The organism is Gordonia sp. 852002-51296_SCH5728562-b (assembly GCF_001665475.1).
GTDB classification, from domain to species: Bacteria; Actinomycetota; Actinomycetes; order Mycobacteriales; family Mycobacteriaceae; genus Gordonia; species Gordonia sputi.
In genome coordinates this window covers 25,578-40,534 of the sequence record NZ_LZMI01000126.1, presented here as the reverse complement: position 1 = coordinate 40,534, position 14,957 = coordinate 25,578, and the positions used below count along the sequence as shown (strand labels likewise).

Sequence of the window (14,957 nt, the reverse complement as noted above, 5' to 3'; positions counted from 1 at the left end):
CTTCTGGGCTAGTCGGGAACACGATCGTTCACCAGGAATGGTTGCAGAATGCAACTTGGATAGGTTGTAATATACAACTATGGCTTCACCCGAGCAACCCGATGCCGCCGAAGTCGTCGGGCAGGAATTGGTCACGCTGTCGCGGCGGCTGCGCAACGGCGCCCGCGACATCTACGCCGAGGGCGGCCTGACCTTCGTCGAGTTCTCTCTCCTCGCACTGATCTCGGACAACCCGGGAATCAACGCGGCGTCACTGGCGCGGGCCGCGAATATCGACAAGTCGACGGCCAGCCGCCAGCTCGGCGAGCTCCGTCGCCGTGGTCTGCTGCGCCGCACGCAGGACGCGACGTCGTCGAGGTCGCAGTCGTTGGAAGTGACCCAGGAGGCACTCGACACCCTGGGCGAGATCCGCCGACGCAGTGGAGACGCCATCGCACGCAGGCTCGACACGTGGACGCAGGACGATCTCGAACTGTTCGCAACGCTGTTGCGCCGCTACAACGACGCCGACGCGACATGACCCCGATAGCCGTGACGACCGCCCTGTTCGAGCCGACGGGCGCGGCACAGCGAGCCACCGACCTCGCCCGCGCGGGTGCAGCGGGGCTGTTCACCTTCGAGGGTCCGCACGATGTGTTCACCCCGCTCGTCGTTGCGGCGTCGGTGCCGGAACTCACCCTGCTGACCAACGTCGCAATCGCCTTCCCGCGCAATCCGATTCACCTCGCACACGCGGCCAACGACCTTCAGTTGCTCTCCGGCGGCCGATTTCGACTCGGCTTGGGAACGCAGATGCGCCCGCAGATCGAGAAGCGGTTCTGCGCTGATTTCGACGACCCGGTGGGCCGCATGGCCGACAAGGTCAGCGCCATCAACGCCATCTTCGATGCGTGGGAGACCGGAGCCCCGCTGCGCTATGAAGGGGCCTATCACCGTCACACCTTGATGACGCCCACCTTCAACCCCGGCCCCAACCCGTTCGGTCGGCCGCCGGTGTTCGTCGGCGCGCTCGGGCCGTTGATGACGCGCGCCGCGGCAAAGCACGCCGACGGAGTGTTGGTGATGCCGTTTTCCACCGCCGACTTTCTGGCATCGACGACCGTCCCGAACATTCGACGCGGCCTCGCCGCACGCGATCACGGCCGCGGCTTCACCGTGATCCCCGAGGTGATCGTCTCGGTGGGCACCGACCACACCGCCGCTCGACGACTCCTCGCCTTCTACGGCTCGACGCCCGCCTACCGGCCCGTCCTCGCAGCGCACGGCGCCGAGCAGCTGCAGCCAGAACTCAATGCGCTGTCGAAGCAGGGGCGGTGGGCCGAGATGGCCGATCTCATCGACGACGAGCTACTGCACACGATCGCCGCTGTCGGTGGTCCCGCAGACGTCGCACAGCAGATCCGGGCCCGCGTCGACGCCTTCGACGCGCTGCGCGATCTCGACGTCCGCGTCGACGAGGTGTGCATCTATCAGCCGACACCTATCGACGTCGACCAGCTCGCGGCGATCATCGCCACACTCGGCTGACAGCGTTCTCACCCAAAGTTACGGTACCGTAGCTTACGTGAACTCAGCCCTGGTGACCGCTGTCGCCGACAGACCTCGCCTCCGCGGCGTCATTCATCAGTGGTCGGCCTACGTCGCAGTGGTCGCAGGCGTCGCCCTTGTCATCGGCGCAGGCTGGCTACGTGGACCGGGAGCCGCGGTGGCCTGTGCCGTCTACGCGGCAACCGTCGTCGGTCTGTTCGCGACCTCGGCGTCGTATCACCGGATCGCGTGGAAATCGCTGAGCGCTCAGATACACATGAAGCGTGCCGACCACTCGATGATCTTCGTGTTCATCGCGGGTACCTACACGCCGTTCTGTGTGATGGGTCTGCCGAGTCCGATGCGGTGGTGGGTGCTCGGCATCGTCTGGGTCGGCGCGGTCGCCGGTGTCGCACTGAAGATCGCGTGGCCTGGCGCGCCCCGCTGGCTCGGGGTCACGCTCTACATCCTGCTCGGGTGGGTCATCATCGCCGTCGCCCCGACGCTCGTCGCACATGTCGGTTGGCTCGTACTGATCCTGCTCGCGGTGGGCGGGGTGTTCTACAGCGTCGGCGGAGTGCTCTACGCACTGCGCTGGCCCAATCCCTGGCCGACGACGTTCGGCCATCACGAGGTGTTCCACGTCTGCACAGCCATTGCCGCGCTACTGCACTACATCGCGGTCTGGCTGGTCGTTGCCGCCTGACAGCGCGTCCCGACGAGCCGCCGCCTGCCGACGGCCTACTCAGAGCCCCTGCGATCGCAGGTACTCGGCAAGCGCCGTGATGGTCTGCGGATTGCGCGGACCCTCGACGAGCGCCGCATACGGGAACGAGATGTAGCGGCGCTCTCGCACAGCGGTTGTCTGCGCCATCAACGGTTGCGACTCGAGCTGTCGAATCTTGGCTTCGACGGTGTTCTGCGGCCCCGCCCCGTAATCGACGATGACGATGACCTGCGGATCGCGCTGCGCCGCGGCCTCCCATGATGCCGACGTCCAGGAGTCGTCGATATCGCCGAAGATGTTGCGTCCACCGGCTTCGGCGATGATCTGATCCGGTGCCGCATTCCGACCCGAGGTGAACGGCGTCGGATCGGCGCTGTCGAAGGGGAAGACCCGCGCCGCTGCGGACGCGGCAGGCGCCCCCACACGCGCAGCCTCGACCTGCTTGCGATAGTCGGCGGTCAGCGTCGCGGCCCGACCACTCACGCCGAAGATCTGCCCCAGATTCGACAGGTCCGCGTACAACGCATCGAGGGGTCGTACGACGCCGCGCTTGGTGTTGCCTGCCTGGCGACAGGCTTCGGTCAGCTGGTATGGCACGGCACCGGTCGAACGCACCCAGTCGGGGGTGACGCCGGTCGATTCCTTGAACCCGTAGTTCCAGCCCGCAAAGACGAAGTCGGGCCGCGCAGCGGCGATGATCTCCCGCGAGAACGCCGTGCCCAATGATGGTGTCTTCTCGAAATCCGCTCGCCACGGGGATGATTCGATATCGCGCTCTTTGCCCTCGTACGTGGTGTAGCCGGCCATCCGGTCGCCCAATCCGAGGGCGAACATCAGCTCTGTGATCCCGGTGTCGTTCGTCACCGCACGATCGGGTACACCGCTCACCGTAAGCGGTGCACCACAATTGGTTACCGTCACCTGTTCCCCTGATGACCTGGGAGTCGACGACTCGACGTCGGCGCCGCAACCGGAGACCACTGTCATCGCGGCTAGTGCAGACACGACGAATGCGCGCGGTCTGCGAAGTGCTGTCCTGGTCATAGGTGCTGTCATGAGTGCTCTTCCTCGGAGATGGCTTGTGGGACTTGGTCGTCGAAGATGATCTGCGGAACGCCTGTGCGGGGGTGGGCGACGACGTACGCACCAACGCCGTACCACTCGGCGATGTTCGTCGCGGTGAGGAGTTCGTCCGGTGGCCCGATGCACGCGATCGTCCCGTCGAGCACAACGGCGAGCGTGGTGCAGTACTGTGCCGCCATGTTGAGATCGTGCAGCGCCGCGACGACGGTGACCCCGCGTCCGCGCGCCGCACCAAGGATGTCGAACTGATGGCGGATATCAAGGTGATTGGTCGGTTCATCGAGGATCAGTACGTTGGGCTCCTGCGCGAATGCGCGCGCGATGAGTACGCGTTGCGCCTCTCCGCCGGAGAGCGTGGTGAACACACGATCCGCGAACATCCCGACGCCGGCCGTGGACATCGCCGCCGCGCACACCTGGCGGTCGCGGGCACGGGCCGCCGCACCCAGTTCGCGGTGTGGTAGCCGTCCCGTCGCGACAACCTCTGACGCGGTGAAATCGAAGTCGAGCGAGGCCGATTGGGTGAGCGCGGCGACTCGTCGTGCGTTCTCCCGCATACTCACCGCACGCACGTCGTTGCCGTCGACTCGCACGCTGCCGCCCGACGGTGCCAGCGCGCGGTACACGCATCGAAGCAGGGTCGATTTGCCGCTGCCGTTCGGGCCGATCACCCCGAGGAACTCTCCGGAGTCGACCGTGAACGATGCGTCGCGAACGATGACGGTGTGATCGATCTCGACGGTGACCGCGTCGTACTCGACGGCACTCATGAGTCGATCCTGGTACGCCGACGTTGCATCAGTCCGAGGAATACCGGCACACCCACCGCAGCCGTGATCGCCCCGAGCGGAATCTCCTGCGGTGGAACGACAATCCGCGCCATCAGATCGGCGACCACAAGGAACAGCGCCCCCAGCACGGGTGCGACGAGAATGATCTTGCGGTGATCCGCACCGACGACCATGCGGGTCACGTGCGGCACGATGAGACCGACGAATCCGATTGCGCCGCAGACAGAGACGATGAACCCGGTCATCAACGCGGCGATGACGAAGAGCTCGAGCCGAAACCGTGACGCCCGTATGCCGAGCGACGCGGCGACCTCGTCGCCCATCGCCAGCGCATTGAGTTGTCGCGCTCTCGCTGCGACCACACCTATCCCGATGACCACCACGACCGCGACCAGCGCAACCGAATGCCATGTTGCCGCAGCAAGACTGCCGAGCAGCCAGAACATGACACTCCGTGCGGCATCACCCACCGGACGTAAAAAGATGAGCACGGTGGTCAGAGCCGAGAACCCGTATCCCAGAGCGGTTCCCGTCAACACGAGCCGCAGTGGTGTGAGACCTCCGCCGCGCTGTGCAATTCCGAAGACGAGCAACGTCGCCACCAGTGCGCCGAGGAATGCCGCGGTCGGCAACGCATACAGGCCGAGACCCGAGAAGACCCCGAACAGCACGACGGCGGTGGCTCCGACAGACGCACCCGACGAGATCCCGAGCACGTAGGGATCCGCCAGCGGATTGCGCACCATCGCCTGCACGATCACGCCGACCACCGCCAAACCGGCACCCACCAGCGCTCCCGTCAGCACCCGTGGCACACGCGAGTCGACGACGATCCAGTACGAGGCAGCGTCGACCGACGAGACCGGTCCCCCGGTGATTGCTGCCCACACCATCCGCAGCGATACGGACCAGCCCGATCTCCACGGTTCCGTATGCGACGCCGCACGCTGCGGCCACGACGAGCGCCACACCGCAGCCGATGGCCACGGAGACGGGTCGCGCCCAGGTATCCCGAGGGTTCGCACTGCGCGTCGGCATACCCGCCCTCCTGATCAGCCCGGAGCGGGTACAGCAGATGTCGCCACGCGGGGTCGACGACGACCACGCGAGTTCAACACCGACCATGTCCCGCGAAGTCGATGGGACCGCCTATGCCCGGCGGCCACGTCGGCAGGTCTTCGGACTTCGGACACGGCACGTGATGTGCCACCTATCGACGATCGCTTCCCGAGCCGGCAGGCCCAGTGCTGTTGAACGCCTTCGTTTCCGTTACCGCTGCGGGGCAGCTCTGGATTCCCACCAGATTCCCTCTTGGCTCTCACCGACGATCTCGGCTGGAGAACCGACGCCGCTGCAGTGTAACAACGGTCTCGAATCGGACATATGGCGCATGCGGTTTCACGAACTTCACCATCCCATCACCGCGAGGCCGACGGCGGGTAGGACGACGTCCATCCTCTCTTGGTCGGGTGGCGGCATGCCGAACATCTCACCTCGACCGTCACTGGACGACCTCCGGATCGATGGGGACACGACCCTGCACGCCGGCACCACCCGCCGACGCTTTCTCACCTGGGCGGGCGTCGCTGCCGGTATCGCAACGGTCCCAGCGCTGTTCACGACCGACGCGGCGTCGGCTCCCCCGCCACGCCGTGGCAGTGACCTGTTCACGCTCGGTGTGGCATCAGGCGATCCGCTTCCAGACGGCGTGGTCCTGTGGACACGGCTGGCCGCCGATCCGCTCGCCCGCGGCGGAGCAATGGGTCTGCTTCCGGTACCGGTCGAGTGGGAGATCGCCACCGACCACGGCATGAGGCATGTCGTCGCGCGCGGCGTCGAAGTGGCGACACCGGAGAACGGACACAGCGTGCACGCCGACGTACGCGGCCTACGGCCCGCGGCGGACTACTTCTACCGATTCCGTGCGGGCGGTTCCCTGTCGGCGATCGGGCGCACGCGTACCGCTCCGTCGCACGGAAGTCGGCTGAGTGCATTGACTTTCGCATTCGCCTCGTGCCAATCGTGGGCTGACGGGCACTACCCCGCATACGCCGATATGGCGGCGCACGCACCCGACGTCGTCTTCCATCTCGGCGACTACATCTATGAAAAGCCGATCCCGGTCGACGGCGGCCGACGAAAGACCGCCGCAACACCGGTGTCGGCGCACCGGGAGTGCGCGACGCTCGACGACTATCGCGATCGATATGCGCTCTACAAACTCGACCCCCATCTGCAGGCCGCGCACCGGGCGAGTCCGTTCATCACGATCTTCGACGACCACGAGGTCGACAACAACTGGGCCGCAGAGGTTCCCGAGGACAATCAACCCATCCCCGAATTCCTCGCCCGGCGCGCCCAGGCGATGCGAGCGTGGTGGGAGAACACACCGGTGCGTGTCGCGCAGCGGCCTCGCCCCACGCCGACAGCCGACCTCTACGACCTGCGCGCCTACCGTCGGTTCAGCTATGGCGACCTCGTCGAGTTCAGCGTCCTCGACACCAGGACCTTCCGCAGCGATCAGGCCAACGGCGACAACGACACCGCGCATAATGCCGCGACCGCAGACCCCCGGCGCACCATCACCGGTGCCGCACAGGAGAAGTGGCTGCTCGACGGATTGGCCGCCAGCCGTGCCCGCTGGAACGTTCTCGCGCATCAGACCACCATCGCCGACCTCGCCCGCCGAAAGAACGGCGAGCGGGCGGTCAGTATGGACGGGTGGAGCGGCTACGAAGCCTCTCGCGCAAGGATTCTCGACGGCGCGCGTGAGCGCGGCGTGCACAACCTCGTCTCGATCGTCGGCGACATCCACCGCAACGTGGTCTCCGAGTTGCGCTCCACGTATTCGCGACCGTCCCCGACCGTCGGCGTCGAACTCGCGGGCACCTCGATCGCGTCTGGCGCAGACGGCGAGGACAGCGACGCCAGCGACAAACAACTCAAGGCAGCCTCACCCCACATCCGCTTCGGCAACGCTCAGCGCGGGTACGTTCTCAACAGACTGTCGGCCGACCGCTGGGAAGCGGACTATCGGGTGAGCGATTCGATTGCCGCGCCGGATGTTTCGCTGCACCGCCGGGCGCAGATCACCATCCCGTCCGGTCGGCCCGACATCGACGTGCTCTGACCCGGCTGCTCTGCTCTGCTCTGCTCAGTGCGGAATCGTGCCGCTCTGAGCGGAACCGACGTGACCGATATCCGTCGGTCACCGACGATCGGTGCATGACCGATGAACAACGACCACTGCCACTACGCAAGCGCACCGCGGAAAGCCTTTTCGGGCAACGCATCCTGACTCTCGACTCCGCACTCGACGACGAGATCGGCACGCAATTGTGCTCGCAACTCGTCATGCTCTCCGACGACGATCCCGTCGCCGACATCGCGCTCTGGATCAACTCTCCGGGCGGTTCGGTACCCGCGATGCTCGCGATCACCGACATCATGCGCTTGATTCCCAACGACGTGATCACCGTGAACCTCGGAATGGCCTACAGTGCAGGACAATTCCTGCTGTGCAGCGGCACCCGGGGCAAGCGGTTCATCACGCCGCATGCCAAAGTCCTGCTGCACCAGGGATCGGCGGGCATCGGCGGCTACGCACCCGACATCGAACTGCAGGCCGACGACCTGCGACACGTCCGCGACACCGTACTCACGATCATCGCTGAGCAGACCGGACACACCCGCGAAAAGATCTTCGACGACTCGCTACGCGATCACGTCTTCACCGCCTCCGAGTCGGTCGACTACGGATTCGTCGACCACATCGTCACCGACATCGCACAGATACGACCGTTATCCCCTGCCGCAACGGGTTTCGAGGTGAGTCACGCATGAGCACATACACCATTCCCAACGTCATCACCCGTACTCCGCAGGGCGAGCGCGTCATGGATGTCTACAGTCGGCTGCTCGACGACCGAATCCTCTACCTCGGAACCGAACTCGACGACGGCGTCGCCAATGCGCTCATCGCGCAGATCCTGCATCTCGACTCCGAGAACCCCGACATCCCCATCGAGCTGTACATCAACTCTCCGGGCGCGTCGGTGACCGCAACCTTCGCACTCTACGACACCATGCAGTACTGCCATGCGCCGATCGCCACCACCTGTGTGGGACAAGCACTCTCGTCGACGGCACTACTGCTGGCCGCGGGCTCGCCGGGCCAGAGGTCGGTACTCCCCCACGCCAGGGTCCTGCTCCACCAGCCGTCGGGTCAGGGCCGCGGCACGATCCCGGATCTGATCCTCGCCGCCGAGGAGATCCTGCGCATCCGTGAGGAAATAGAACAGGCACTGAGTCGGCACACCGGGCGCGACATCGAGACGCTGCGTCACGACACCGACCGTGACCGCGTGCTGCGGGCAGATGAGATCGTCGAGTACGGACTCGCCGATCAGGTCATCGACACCAGGGCCACAGCGGCCCGGTGATCGTCAGGCGCACGCTCGACGCGAGGGAGCGCCCAGTCGACGGTATTGAACGCTCGCTCGGCTGACGTCGGTCACGCCGCCAGCGCAACCGGGCCACGCATACGCGAGAGCGGCATGATCGGTTGCATTGCAGCAGGGGTCGAACCGGCGGGGATCGAACGCAGCGTGACCGGGACGCGGGACGCGCCCGGCCTGCGTGCGGCGCCGAGAGCACTCTCGACGCGGGCGAGTTCGGCGGCGGCCTCGCGGGCCAGGTCGAGCAGGCTCAGCTCAACAGCTCCCGCGACGGCCGCAAGCAATTCCGACGATGCGTCCTTGCGTCCGCGTTCGATCTCCGACAGGTACTGACTCGAGACGCCCGCGCGACGCGCGGTCTCGACGAGTCGCTCGCCGCGCTCGTGGCGGCGGCGACGCAGCACACGCCCGGTGACCTCACGCCAGAGCGGCTCGGGCGCCGGCTGCGTATGCGAGTCGTTCCTCGATGCCATGCAACCGAGCGTAGGTCACCACTGCTGCGGGCAGCCGTCCCTTCTGCTCTGGGCAGAACGGCGACAACAGCAGAACGCGACCCTGCCCGTCAGCTGCGCGCGAGGTCGGCGAGGACGCGTGCGCTCGACTCCCAGTCCATGCACTTGTCGGTGACCGACTTGCCGTACACGAGCGGCTGGGCGTCGGGCGACTGCGCACCGGCCTCGAGGAAGCTCTCCAGCATCACACCGCTGATCAGCGGTGTGTGTCCCGCAGCGCGACGCGTCCGGATCGACGCCGCGATCTCGGCGGCGACCTGCGCCTGCCGGATGTGGTCCTTGCCGGAGTTGGCGTGGCTGCAGTCGATCATGACCCGTGCGGGCAGGCCCGCCTTGTCGAGTGCGGCAACCGCGGATGCCACGGACTCGTCGTCGAAGTTGGGTCCGGTGGTACCGCCACGCAGGATGATGTGGCAGTCCTCGTTGCCCGCCGACTCGACGAGCGCACCATGACCGAAGTCGTCGATACCGAAGAAGACGTGTTGCGCGGCAGCGGCATTCACTCCGTCGATGGCGACCTGGACGTTGCCGTCAGTACCGTTCTTGAACCCGATGGGCATCGACAGTCCGGATGCGAGCTGGCGATGCACCTGCGACTCCGTCGTCCGTGCACCGATGGCACCCCACGCGACGGCGTCGGCGATGTACTGCGGGCTCGTCGGCTCGAGGAACTCACATCCGACCGGGAGGCCGAGGTCGATGATGTCGAGCAGCAGCGACCGTGCCGTACGCAGACCACGCTCGACGTCGTAGGTGCCATCCATGCCGGGATCGTTGATGAGTCCCTTCCAGCCGACCGTGGTGCGCGGCTTCTCGAAGTAGACACGCATGACGATCTTCAAGCGGTCGGCGTAGTCGTCGGCAAGCGGTGCGAGGCGTCGCGCGTAGTCGAGCGCGGCGATCGGATCGTGCACCGAGCAGGGTCCGACGACGACGAGTAGACGGTCGTCTCGGCCGGCGAGGATGGCGGCGATCTCGTCGCGATCGGCCTGGACCCGAAGCGCTCGACGGGAGGTCAGCGGCAATTCGGCGCGGATGGTGTCCGGCGACGGGATGGACCGGAAGGATCTGACCCGCCGATCGGAGGTGGAGGTCGATTCGGCCTCGTGAGCGGCAGTGGCGGCGAGATCCGGGAGGGTGGTCACTTCTGTGTTGCCTTTCGCGGGTGGTGGCCTGTCTTCTACGACTGGGACACCCGCTTGCTTGTCATCGGAGGCCCCTGACATGAGAAAAGCAGCGACCTTTCGGTCACTGCTCGGGCTCCGGGTTTATTGACGTGCGACGCAGATTCAGCGCTTCATCGCAGGCTCACCCGGAGCCTCGATAAAGAATCGCCAATAGGCGCGTACGTTGCTGGTCACGTTGGCGAGGTTAACACGATTACCCAGAATGGGCGAAGAGCGCCCGCTCGAGAACCCTCCCCGACTCACGGATGCCCCCTGTCGATCAGCTGGCTCAGCACGATGATCGACTCGCTCCGGTCCACCGGGCCCGCCTGCCGGATGCGCTCGAGGGCGTGCTCGAGGTGGTGTACGTCGCGGGCCATCACACGCAGGATGGCATCGGCCTGGCCAGTGATGGTCGCGGCGCTGACCACCTCGTGTATCGGCTCCCATGCCGCGGTCAGTTCCTCCGGCGAGATGTTGCCTCGGCAGAACACCTGTACATAGGCCTCGGTGGTCCACTGCATCGCCGTCGAATCGATAACGGTCGTGAACCCTTTGATCACTCCCTCGTCGACCAGCCGATCGACCCGACGCTTGACCGCGGGCGCCGACAGACCGACCTCGTCGCCGATCTGTGCGTACGTCGCTCGCGCATCGCGAGCCAGACATTCGAGCACCTTCTCGTCGAGCTCGTCGATCTGACGCAACTTTTCCACCCTCTGCCACCCGTTAATAGAGATTGCTTAATCAAATGCGCAATTCACGTCGATTGTTTGCGCTAGACGCTGACGCTACCGTCGAATTATGACGCTGACGAGTCCACGGTTTGCTGCGCTCACCGAACGCACCCCACGCACCCGCACCTATGCGATGACCCCTCCTTCCCATTACACGGTCACCTACTCGATCAACCCGTGGATGGATCCGTCCGTCCCCGTCGACACAGAACTCGCCATGACGCAATGGGAGTCGTTGCGCGACATCTATCGATCCCTCGGCCATTCGGTCACACTCGTCGACGCCCAGCCGGGTCTGCCAGACATGGTCTATGCCGCCAACGGCGGACTCGTCGTCGACGGAAAGGCCGTGGCAGCACGGTTCCTGCACCCCGAGCGCGCGCCGGAAGGCGAGCACTACACGGCATGGTTACACACCTGCGGCGCCGACGCTGTGCATGAGACCGCCGGCGTACAGGAGGGCGAAGGCGACTTCCTCCTCGTCGGGCGTCGCATCCTGGCGGGGACCGGGTTCCGCACCCACCCCGATACCCACGCCGAAGTCGCGACGATCACCGGACTTCCGGTCGTCAGCCTCGAACTGATCGATCCGCGCTTCTACCACCTCGACACGGCTCTGGGCGTGCTCGACGACGACACCATCGCCTACTTCCCCGACGCCTTCTCGACTGAGTCGCGCGCGGTTCTCGCCGACCTCTTTCCCGACGCGATCATCGCCACCGAGTCCGACGCCGTCGTCCTCGGACTCAACCTCGTGTCCGACGGTCGCCACGTCGTGATGACCGACGCCGCACCGGGATTGGAGTCACGACTGCGCGACGCAGGCTACCTCCCGATCACCGTCGACCTCTCCGAACTCCTCAAAGGCGGCGGAGGAGTCAAGTGCTGCACATTAGAATTGCGGCTACCAGAGATGTCGGACGAGAAGACCATGCAACCGCTCACCGAACCCCATGTGGCACACAACTATTCACCCTTGCCGGTCACTGCGGCGACCGCCGAGGGAGCATGGATCACCGACGTCGACGGCAGGCGTTACCTCGACGCCCTCGGCGCCTACTCCGCGGTCAACTTCGGTCACCGCAATCCCGAGATCGTCGCGGCTGCGAAGGCACAACTCGATCGCGTCACGCTCACCAGTCGCGCATTCGGCTCCGACACCCTCGAACCGTTCTGCGCGGCGCTCGCCGAGCTGTGCGGCAAGGAGATGGTGCTGCCGATGAACACCGGCGCCGAGGCCGTCGAATCGGCACTCAAGGTGGCCCGCAAGTGGGGGTACGACGTGAAAGGCGTTGCGCCGGGACACGCGACGATCATCGTGGCCGGCGGAAATTTCCACGGCCGCACGATCAGCATCGTGAGCTTCAGCGACGACGAGGACGCGCGCGGCGGATTCGGGCCATTCACACCGGGTTTCACGCGGGTGCCGTTCGGCGACGCCACCGCGCTGGCCGACACCATCGACGACACCACGGTCGCCGTGCTGATCGAACCGATCCAGGGTGAGGCCGGAATCATCGTCCCGCCCGACGACTACCTGCCCGAGGTCCGTCGACTCTGCACGGAGAACAACGTGCTGATGATCGCCGACGAAATCCAGTCGGGTCTCGGCCGGACAGGCACGACATTCGCATGTGAGCACTGGGGCGTGGTGCCCGACGTGTACACGCTCGGCAAGGCACTCGGTGGAGGCGTACTCCCGGTGTCGGCGGTGGTTGCCGACCGAGACGTGCTCGGAGTGCTCCACCCCGGACAGCACGGCTCGACGTTCGGTGGCAACCCGCTCGCCGCCGCCGTCGGACACACCGTTGTCCGCATGCTCGCCGACGGCACCTGGCAGGCTCGCGCAGCCGAACTCGGCGAACACCTGCACGCCCGCCTGCGCGAGTTCGTCGGTCACGGCGTCGTCGCCGTCCGCGGCAAGGGACTGTGGGCAGGCATCGACATCGATCCCGCCCTCGGCACCGGCAAAGAGCTCTGCCTGCGTCTCGCCGAACGAGGTGTGCTGGCCAAGGACACCCACGGTTCGACGATCCGCCTCGCCCCACCGATCGTCGTCACGCACGACGAGATCGACTGGCTCATCGAGCGATTCGCAGAGGCGCTGAAGGGCTGAGCCTGCTCGTCACTCACCGATCGCAGCGAGTCGTCGTCGTAGATGGCGCGTTTCGACCGGGTTGCGCGCACAGCCGATCGCCGTGGTGAACGCTGCACGCGCATCGTCGGGTCGGTCGAGACGCACCAGCATCTCTGCCCGCGCAGCGTGCCAGAGGTGGTGCCCCTCGAGCCCGACGATCGCGTCGAGGTCGGCGAGACCCGCGGTGGCGCCCTGCGACATCCCCACCGCCACTGCACGATTGAGTGCGACGATGGGTGTCGGCGTAATGCGTTCGAGTATGCGGTAGAGGCCGACGATCGCTTCCCAATCGGTGTCGTCCGCGGTCTGCGCACGCGAATGTATTCCGGCGATCAGGGCCTGGATGCGATACGGACCGACCCCCGGTAGGGCGACAGCGTCGCGCAGGATCGCCTGTGCCCGGTCGATGAGTGCGCGGTCCCAGTCACGACGATCCTGCTCGGGAAGCGACACGAGATCTCCTGCGCCGTCGACACGCGTTGCCGACCGCGCATGGGTGAACAGCTCGAGCGCCAGCAATCCCCTGGCCTCACCGTTGTCCGGCACGAGGCTCACCGCCACCTCGGTGAGCCGGATCGCCTCGTCGACGAGGTCGACACGCACAAGTCTGTCCGCCACCGCTCCCGACGCCAGGTATCCCTCGTTGAAGACGAGGTACAGCACGGCGAGCAGGGCGTCGACACGTTCGTCGAGGTCGGCGGGAATCGACAGCGGAATGCGCGCGGCACGTATTTTTCGCTTGGCGCGCACGATTCGTTGGGCGAGTGTCTCCTCGGCGACGAGGAACGCGGCCGCGATCTCAGCGGTCGTCAGACCTCCGACGAGCCGGAGCGTCAAGGCAACCTGTGCCTCGCGCCGCAGGGCGGGATGGCAGCACAGCAGCATCAGCCGCAGACGCTCGTCGCCGATCCCGGCGGAGTCGACGATCCGCGAGAACTCCTCCGCCGCGGGCGTTTCGCGGTCTGCGTCGACGGCGAGTTCACGCGCCGCACCGGCCAACCGCCGGTGCTCGACGGCCCGTCGGCGCAGTCGATCGACGAGCTTGTTGCGCGCAACGGCGTAGAGCCAGGCGGCAGGATTGTCCGGGATGCCTGAGACAGGCCATGATTCGACGGCCTGCACGAGCGCCTCCTGCACACAATCGTCTGCCAGGTCGACGTCGTCGTACCGGGTCGCCAAGAGCGACAGGACGCGCCCACTGTCGGTCCGCGCGAGCCGGGTGACGGCAGTGGCGACGTCACCCGGCTGCGCACCGAACACTGCGGTCAATTCGCGACGACAGGCGCGCCGTCGGCTCCAGGGATCAGTCGTGCCGGGCGGACCTCGACGACGCCGAACGGCACGGGAATCTGGCCGGCCCACTTCACGGCGTCGTCGAGGTCGGCGACGTCGATGTGGTAGAAACCGGCGAGCTGCTCCTTGGACTCGGCATAGGGTCCGTCGATCACGGTCGGATCCTGTCCCAGGGTCAGCCGGAGCGTCGTGGCCGTCTCCGACGGTTGAAGGCCTGCCCCGTCGACGAGCACGCCCGCCGCTTTCAGCGCCCTGCCGTAGTCGGCCCAGGCCTGGCGGCCTGCCTCGAAGTCGGCGCTGCCGGGCTCGGGAGCCGGAACCGACTCGTCGACGGTGATGGCGAGGATGTAGTGCATAGCGGGTCCTTTCCCTGGTGACCCGGGATCTCCGGATCACATGATGACAGCCCTGCGCTGTCACCACACCCATGACGCGGCGCCGGCCTCGAATCGACAGTCGAGATGTAGTCAATGTCGCTGACGTTTCCGACGCCCACGCAATTACGGTTATCGCTGCGCGATCGCTAC

General features: G+C 66.0%; 14 protein-coding genes, 1 pseudogene and 1 riboswitch. Of the genes and pseudogenes, 7 read left to right on the top strand and 8 right to left on the bottom strand.

The annotated features are described in order from the left end of the window. Window positions 1–79 precede the first annotated feature (79 nt). The 3 genes from A5766_RS20825 to trhA are packed head-to-tail and all read left to right on the top strand — an operon-like array spanning window position 80 to window position 2,233. Window positions 80–520 carry a MarR family winged helix-turn-helix transcriptional regulator gene (locus A5766_RS20825; RefSeq protein WP_005202036.1) on the top strand — a complete coding sequence of 147 codons (441 nt, stop codon included), beginning with the start codon at window positions 80–82 and terminating at the stop codon, window positions 518–520. Then, complete coding sequence (locus tag A5766_RS20820; protein WP_064865443.1) at window positions 517–1,527, top strand: TIGR03617 family F420-dependent LLM class oxidoreductase; 1,011 nt, start codon at window positions 517–519, stop codon at window positions 1,525–1,527. The genes A5766_RS20825 and A5766_RS20820 overlap by 4 nt, the downstream gene beginning before the upstream one ends. Before the next feature lie 37 nt (window positions 1,528–1,564). Further along, on the top strand, window positions 1,565–2,233 hold the full coding sequence (gene trhA / locus A5766_RS20815) for a PAQR family membrane homeostasis protein TrhA (RefSeq protein ID WP_005202038.1): 669 nt from the start codon (window positions 1,565–1,567) through the stop codon (window positions 2,231–2,233). A gap of 39 nt (window positions 2,234–2,272) precedes the next feature. Here trhA and A5766_RS20810 read toward each other — a convergent pair whose 3' ends face one another. From A5766_RS20810 to A5766_RS20800, 3 genes and pseudogenes are all read right to left on the bottom strand, one after another. Then, window positions 2,273–3,298, bottom strand: a complete 1,026-nt coding sequence (locus A5766_RS20810) for an ABC transporter substrate-binding protein (protein WP_051993715.1) — start codon at window positions 3,296–3,298, stop codon at window positions 2,273–2,275. 8 nt (window positions 3,299–3,306) lie between these two features. Further along, entirely contained in the window at window positions 3,307–4,107 is an 801-nt protein-coding gene (locus A5766_RS20805; protein ID WP_005202040.1) for an ABC transporter ATP-binding protein, read from the bottom strand. Next, a pseudogene (locus A5766_RS20800) lies at window positions 4,104–5,166 on the bottom strand (FecCD family ABC transporter permease). The gene A5766_RS20805 and the pseudogene A5766_RS20800 overlap by 4 nt, the downstream one beginning before the upstream one ends. Before the next feature lie 114 nt (window positions 5,167–5,280). Then, window positions 5,281–5,490, bottom strand: a riboswitch (cobalamin riboswitch). Window positions 5,491–5,605: 115 nt separating this feature from the next. Between A5766_RS20800 and A5766_RS20795 the strand changes: the two are divergent. From A5766_RS20795 to A5766_RS20785, 3 genes are all read left to right on the top strand, one after another. Further along, the gene (locus tag A5766_RS20795; protein ID WP_064906221.1) at window positions 5,606–7,258 is read left to right on the top strand and encodes an alkaline phosphatase D family protein; all 1,653 of its coding nucleotides are present in this window, start codon (window positions 5,606–5,608) and stop codon (window positions 7,256–7,258) included. 95 nt (window positions 7,259–7,353) lie between these two features. After that, window positions 7,354–7,971: a ClpP family protease gene (locus tag A5766_RS20790; RefSeq protein WP_005202044.1), complete on the top strand. Its 618-nt coding sequence runs from the start codon at window positions 7,354–7,356 to the stop codon at window positions 7,969–7,971. Beyond that, entirely contained in the window at window positions 7,968–8,570 is a 603-nt protein-coding gene (locus tag A5766_RS20785; RefSeq protein WP_005202045.1) for a ClpP family protease, read from the top strand. Before A5766_RS20790 ends, A5766_RS20785 begins: the two co-directional genes overlap by 4 nt. A gap of 71 nt (window positions 8,571–8,641) precedes the next feature. Here A5766_RS20785 and A5766_RS20780 read toward each other — a convergent pair whose 3' ends face one another. The 3 genes from A5766_RS20780 to A5766_RS20770 form a co-directional block, all read right to left on the bottom strand. Then, window positions 8,642–9,058, bottom strand: coding sequence for a helix-turn-helix domain-containing protein (locus A5766_RS20780; RefSeq protein ID WP_005202046.1), 417 nt, complete (start codon window positions 9,056–9,058; stop codon window positions 8,642–8,644). 89 nt (window positions 9,059–9,147) lie between these two features. Beyond that, a complete protein-coding gene (locus A5766_RS20775; protein ID WP_005202048.1) occupies window positions 9,148–10,242 on the bottom strand; it encodes a 3-deoxy-7-phosphoheptulonate synthase in 1,095 nt (364 codons plus the stop codon). Between the two features lie 281 nt (window positions 10,243–10,523). Beyond that, window positions 10,524–10,970, bottom strand: coding sequence for an Lrp/AsnC family transcriptional regulator (locus tag A5766_RS20770; protein WP_039854276.1), 447 nt, complete (start codon window positions 10,968–10,970; stop codon window positions 10,524–10,526). Window positions 10,971–11,067: 97 nt separating this feature from the next. Between A5766_RS20770 and rocD the strand changes: the two genes are divergently transcribed. Further along, window positions 11,068–13,116, top strand: coding sequence for an ornithine--oxo-acid transaminase (gene rocD / locus A5766_RS25380; protein ID WP_082946541.1), 2,049 nt, complete (start codon window positions 11,068–11,070; stop codon window positions 13,114–13,116). Between the two features lie 9 nt (window positions 13,117–13,125). Here the strand turns inward: rocD and A5766_RS20760 are convergent, their stop codons facing one another. Beyond that, window positions 13,126–14,397: an RNA polymerase sigma factor gene (locus A5766_RS20760; protein ID WP_005202053.1), complete on the bottom strand. Its 1,272-nt coding sequence runs from the start codon at window positions 14,395–14,397 to the stop codon at window positions 13,126–13,128. Window positions 14,398–14,402: 5 nt separating this feature from the next. Then, a complete protein-coding gene (locus A5766_RS20755; RefSeq protein ID WP_005202056.1) occupies window positions 14,403–14,786 on the bottom strand; it encodes a YciI family protein in 384 nt (127 codons plus the stop codon). Window positions 14,787–14,957: the final 171 nt, after the last annotated feature.

Coding starts and splice junctions, on each gene's coding strand:
- A5766_RS20780 (WP_005202046.1), bottom strand. CDS start 9,058: ATGGCATCGAGGAACGACTCGCATACGCAGCCGGCGCCCGAGCCGCTC.
- rocD (WP_082946541.1), top strand. CDS start 11,068: ATGACGCTGACGAGTCCACGGTTTGCTGCGCTCACCGAACGCACCCCA.
- A5766_RS20755 (WP_005202056.1), bottom strand. CDS start 14,786: ATGCACTACATCCTCGCCATCACCGTCGACGAGTCGGTTCCGGCTCCC.
- A5766_RS20790 (WP_005202044.1), top strand. CDS start 7,354: ATGACCGATGAACAACGACCACTGCCACTACGCAAGCGCACCGCGGAA.
- A5766_RS20820 (WP_064865443.1), top strand. CDS start 517: ATGACCCCGATAGCCGTGACGACCGCCCTGTTCGAGCCGACGGGCGCG.
- A5766_RS20810 (WP_051993715.1), bottom strand. CDS start 3,298: ATGACCAGGACAGCACTTCGCAGACCGCGCGCATTCGTCGTGTCTGCA.
- A5766_RS20785 (WP_005202045.1), top strand. CDS start 7,968: ATGAGCACATACACCATTCCCAACGTCATCACCCGTACTCCGCAGGGC.
- A5766_RS20795 (WP_064906221.1), top strand. CDS start 5,606: ATGCCGAACATCTCACCTCGACCGTCACTGGACGACCTCCGGATCGAT.
- A5766_RS20825 (WP_005202036.1), top strand. CDS start 80: ATGGCTTCACCCGAGCAACCCGATGCCGCCGAAGTCGTCGGGCAGGAA.
- A5766_RS20805 (WP_005202040.1), bottom strand. CDS start 4,107: ATGAGTGCCGTCGAGTACGACGCGGTCACCGTCGAGATCGATCACACC.